Origin of the sequence: Streptacidiphilus melanogenes (assembly GCF_000787835.1) — a bacterium.
In the GTDB taxonomy this organism is placed as follows: Bacteria; Actinomycetota; Actinomycetes; order Streptomycetales; family Streptomycetaceae; genus Streptacidiphilus; species Streptacidiphilus melanogenes.
Map to the genome: position 1 here is coordinate 166500 of NZ_BBPP01000012.1, position 4558 is coordinate 171057.

At 67.4% G+C, this 4558-nt stretch carries 2 protein-coding genes; both read left to right on the forward strand.

Annotated elements, in window-relative coordinates; translation table 11 throughout:
* The first annotated feature begins 880 nt into the window (after nucleotides 1-880).
* Nucleotides 881-3832, forward strand: coding sequence for a tetratricopeptide repeat protein (locus TR49_RS16315; protein ID WP_052434354.1), 2952 nt, complete (start codon nucleotides 881-883; stop codon nucleotides 3830-3832).
* Nucleotides 3833-4271: 439 nt separating this feature from the next.
* Nucleotides 4272-4526, forward strand: a complete 255-nt coding sequence (locus tag TR49_RS45625) for an integrase core domain-containing protein (RefSeq protein ID WP_236653394.1) — start codon at nucleotides 4272-4274, stop codon at nucleotides 4524-4526.
* The last annotated feature ends 32 nt before the right edge of the window (nucleotides 4527-4558 follow it).

The window sequence follows — 4558 nt, forward strand, 5'->3', positions numbered from 1 at the left end:
GGTCGCGGGCGTCAGTACGGTGCCGGACAACGCCACACACAGCCCCGCCACGACTCCTGCCCGCCGCCACTGCTCGCGAGTGCCGCCACCGGAGCCAGTCTGGCCTCGTTCTGCCGCCACTGCTGAGAGCGATTGTTCGGGGGTGAGAGCACGGATCACGGATGTCCTCCTGAGGTCGTGGCTTGAGGCTGGGTGCCGCTTCCGCCGCGCGGGCTGTGGGCTTGCCAGAGCGGCGACTGTCACTCAACGCAATCCAATATGCACGATGGGTAACGGTGGGCGATGTAGCCGACCCGGCGGTGCGTCGTCCTGGCTCTGCACACCGCGAACCGCCGTTGAAGTGGTCAGCCCGGCCTGTAGGCGGATCAGCGGGACGCAGAGTCCGGGCCCGTCGAGGTTCGGCTACGACGCGTTCTCCGGGCAGAGGGTCAGCGCGGTGATGGCGCCCGACCGAGGTGGCGGCCTGGTAGGCGAGGCGTTTCCACGCCCGCATGGCGTCTGACCCCATCTCATGAAGCTCAGTCCATGAGAGCCGCGTGCGAGGCAGCGCATGGGCGAGAGTTCATGGATGAGCTTCAGATCTGGCTCAGGAGCCAGTCGACGACGGCTCGGGTGACACCGGCGACAAAGCCGTTCACAGTGGCGCGGGCCAGCGCCCGGCGCTCGTGGCGGGTGAGTCCCTTGCGAGGCATCGGTCCTCCAGATTGTAGGGGTCAGTGGTAGTAGCTGGCCGGCTTGTCGTTCACCCTCATGGGTTTTCGGAGATCGACTCTGGATTGCGACAGATCCACCGTGCCGACAGGTGTTGCTGCAGTTCAGGCCCGCAAGAGCTGGCAGGTGCGCGAAGATGCTGCGATGAGGTGCGACGAGGAGACGAACAATGGCGTTGAAGCGTGCGAGGGTGGCACCAGGGCCGCTTCGTGAACTCAAGGACCTGCTCTACACGGCCTACCTTGACGCTGGTGCTGCCACCCTCGACGAGATCGCCGCCGACATCGCCGCAGACGACGAGTTGGTGGGGGCGCCGGGCCGGGACACGATCCATCGCTGTCTGAGCGCACCGGACATTCCGGCGAAGCAGGTCGACGTTGTTGCCGTCGCGACCGTGCTCGCCCGCAGAGCAGGCTGGGACTCGGAGGGCACCATCACGTTCACCGCGAAGGTGCGCGACTTGTGGCTCCAGGCCCACCTGGCCGAACCTGCGGGTCAACGAATTCGAACATTCACCGACCCCTTTGCGCTCGAGGTGCACCGTTCGATCGCGGTGGTTCCACCAGCGGGCACAACCGCCCTGCCGCTGCTCCCGACCTACGTCCCCCGCGCCCATGATGCACAGCTTCAGGCGATCACGAACGAGACCGTCGCAGGTGACAGCCGTCTGGTGGTGCTGGTGGGCGGGTCCTCCACCGGCAAGACCCGAGCCTGCTGGGAGATCCTGCAGATGCTGCCCGACAGTTGGCGGTTGTGGCACCCGATCAATCCGGGACGCCCCGACGCGGCCCGCGATGAGCTGGACACGGTCGGTGCCCGGACTGTGGTGTGGCTCAACGAGGCTCAGCATTACCTGCTCACCCCCGACGGAGAATTGGGCGAACGCGTCGCTGCCGGACTACGCGCGCTGCTGCGTGATCCCAGCCGCGGTCCGGTGCTGGTACTGGGCACCGTCTGGCCCGAGTACTGGACCAGTCTGACCAGCACACCGCGTCCGGGTGAGCCGGATCCTCACGCGCAAGCACGCGCTCTTCTCACCGGCCACGGCCTGCCCGTCCCCGCCTTGTTCACCGACCACGACTTGGCCACCCTGCGCGAGGTTGCGGGTGACGACTCCCGTCTCACCCATGCCGCAGATCACGCCGAGCGGGGTCAGATTACCCAGTACCTTGCTGGTGCCCCTGCCTTACTGGAGCGCTGTCAGACTGCCCCCGACAGTGCCCGGGTGCTCATCGAAGTGGCCATGGACGCACGTCGACTGGGGCATGGCCCAGAGCTGCCGCTAGCCCTCCTGGAAGCCGGCGCCAAGGGGTACCTCACCGACACCCAGTGGGACCTTCTGCAGGACGACGGCGGCTGGATGGAATCGGCTCTCGCCTACGCCGCTGAGCCCTTGAGAGGCGTCCGGGGACCCCTCACGCGGATCCGCTCCTACAGCGAGCAATCCGTTCCCGCTCAACCGCACTACCGCCTCGCCGACTATCTCGAACAACACGGTCGCGCCACCCGCCGCTTCACCGTCCCGCCCGACAGCTTCTGGGATGCTGCCGAACAGCACGCGAAGACCTCCGCCGACCTCTTGGCCCTGGCCCGCGCGGCCAGGGGACGTTGGCGTCTGAGACGCGCCTTCCAGCTTTACACGCGAGCTGCGGATACTGGCAGCGCGGAGGTCCTTCAGGCGCTCGCTCTGATTCGGTATCAGACCGGGGACCTCGCGCAGGCAGAACGGCTGGCCCAGCTTGCGGCCACGGCCGGCGACACGACGGCACTGCTCCACATGGCCAGAGGCAGACAACGGAGCGGGATGGCCGCCGAGGCGCACGACCTGTACCTGCGAGCCGCCCACATGGGCGACACCGAGGCCTGGCAAGGCATAGTCCATCTCCATGTGGCACAAGGAGACTTGGACGGGGCCGAGCGCCTCGCGCAAGAGGCCGCCGACGCCGGTCATCCCAAGGCGCTGGAGCGCCTTTCGGTATGGACGGAATCCGTGGATCCGGAATTGAGCAAACGTCTGTCGCTGCTGGCTGCCGAAGCCGGTGACCTCGGGGCGCTCAGGCGCTTGGCACGGCGCCGCCGCAGCGCCGGCGACCTGGCGGAAGCTCAGCGCCTGTACCAACTGGCCGTGGACGCCGGAGATATGGCAGCGCTGTGCGCGTTGGCCCTGCTGTTCGAGGAAGCCGGACAGCCTGCCGAGGCTGAACGCCTCGCCCGGCAGGCCGCAGACGCCGCTGATCGGGAACCGTCCTCCGTTCGCAGAAGCCGAGCCGAGCGCGAACGCTGGCCGGTCGGCAACGGACCCCTGCAGGCCCTCGCCCAGATGCGACTGCAGGCCGGGGATGCGGCGGGCGCAGAGCGTCTCTACCTACTCGCCGCTGACGCAGGAGACCCGGACGCGTTGCGCTTCGTGGCCCGTCGACACGAAGCGACAGGGAACCTCGAACGGGCCGCACAGCTGTATCAGCGGGCCGCAGACGCCGAGTGCGTCCGACTTCAACGCTCGCTGGCGTGGCGGCAGGTGCAAGGCGCTGCGGCGCGCCAATATCTGGCGCTGGCCTACCGGCGGGGGACGGCCGCACGGGCGCTGCGCGACATGGCCCTCATGCACGAGCGCGCGGGGAACCAAGAAGAGGCTGAGCGCCTGCATCGGTTGGCCGGTGACGGTGCAACCCATTATCTGGTCCGACTGCGACTTCAAGCCGGACAGTTCACACAAGCCAAGGAGATCGCGGAACGAAGCGCCGAAGCGGATGACACCTATCCCCTGCGGCAATTGGCCGCAGCCCTCGCACGGGCCGGAGACACCCAGCAGGCCATGCGCTTCTACCAGAAGGCTGCCGATGCTGGCGACACCCGCGCGGCCGCCGACCTCCTCGCGTTGATGAAGAAGGCCTGGCGCCGTAACCGCCACAATTCGCCGCAGGCGCCAATACCCAACCCGCAGTCACCACCGGATATCCACGAAATGGAATCAGCTGAACGCCTCGCCCGACGCAACGCCGACGCCGGTGCGAGCCTGGCCTTGCGGAACCTCACCCAGACCGGCGAACTTGGCTCCCGATGGAAGCAGATCCATCGCTACGGGCTGGAAGCGAACGGCGACCCATCCCAAGTGTGGTGAGCCGATTCCCTGGAAGGGCAGGCGCAGTTGGCTGCACGGCCGTCTCTGCACCCCAAGGTTGGAGACGTCATGAGACCAACGCCTCCTGGAGCCCGGAAGGGCCGCTCGTCCTGCGCTCGCAGGCCGAGGCGATCTTGGCGATGGACTTCATCAAGACCGTCACGCTCACCGGGCAGCGCCAATTCCTCCTCGCCGCGATCCACCACGCGAGCGGCAGGATCCGGATCCTTGGCACCACGGCACACCCGACCATGCCTGGGTCACCCAGGCGATGCGGAACCCGCTCACGGAGCTGGAGGACGCCGGCCAACTGGCCACAGTGCGGTTCCTTATCCGGGACCGGGACGCCAAGCACCCCGCCATGATGGACCAGATTCTTCAAAGCGCTGGCATCGCGACTGTTCTGACAGGAGTGCAGGTGCCGCGCATGAACGCGATCATGGAACGCTGGGTCGGGACGCTCAGAACCGAACTCCCTGACCGGACCCTCATCTGGAACGAGACCCACCTCCGTTGCGTCCGGCGGATCTACGAGCGGCGCTACAACCAGCACCGTCCCCACCGGTCCCTGGCCAGTGCCGCACCCCAGCGAGCCCTCCCCGCACGGCTCGTACCGCCCCAGGCCTCACGCTTGGAGATACGCCGGCGCGACCGACTCGGCGAAGTCCTCCACGAGAACCGGCATGCCGCTTGACCTGCATGGACGGGGTTTTCGGCACGCACAGG

Coding starts and splice junctions, on each gene's coding strand:
- TR49_RS16315 (WP_052434354.1), top strand. CDS start 881: ATGGCGTTGAAGCGTGCGAGGGTGGCACCAGGGCCGCTTCGTGAACTC.
- TR49_RS45625 (WP_236653394.1), top strand. CDS start 4,272: ATGGAACGCTGGGTCGGGACGCTCAGAACCGAACTCCCTGACCGGACC.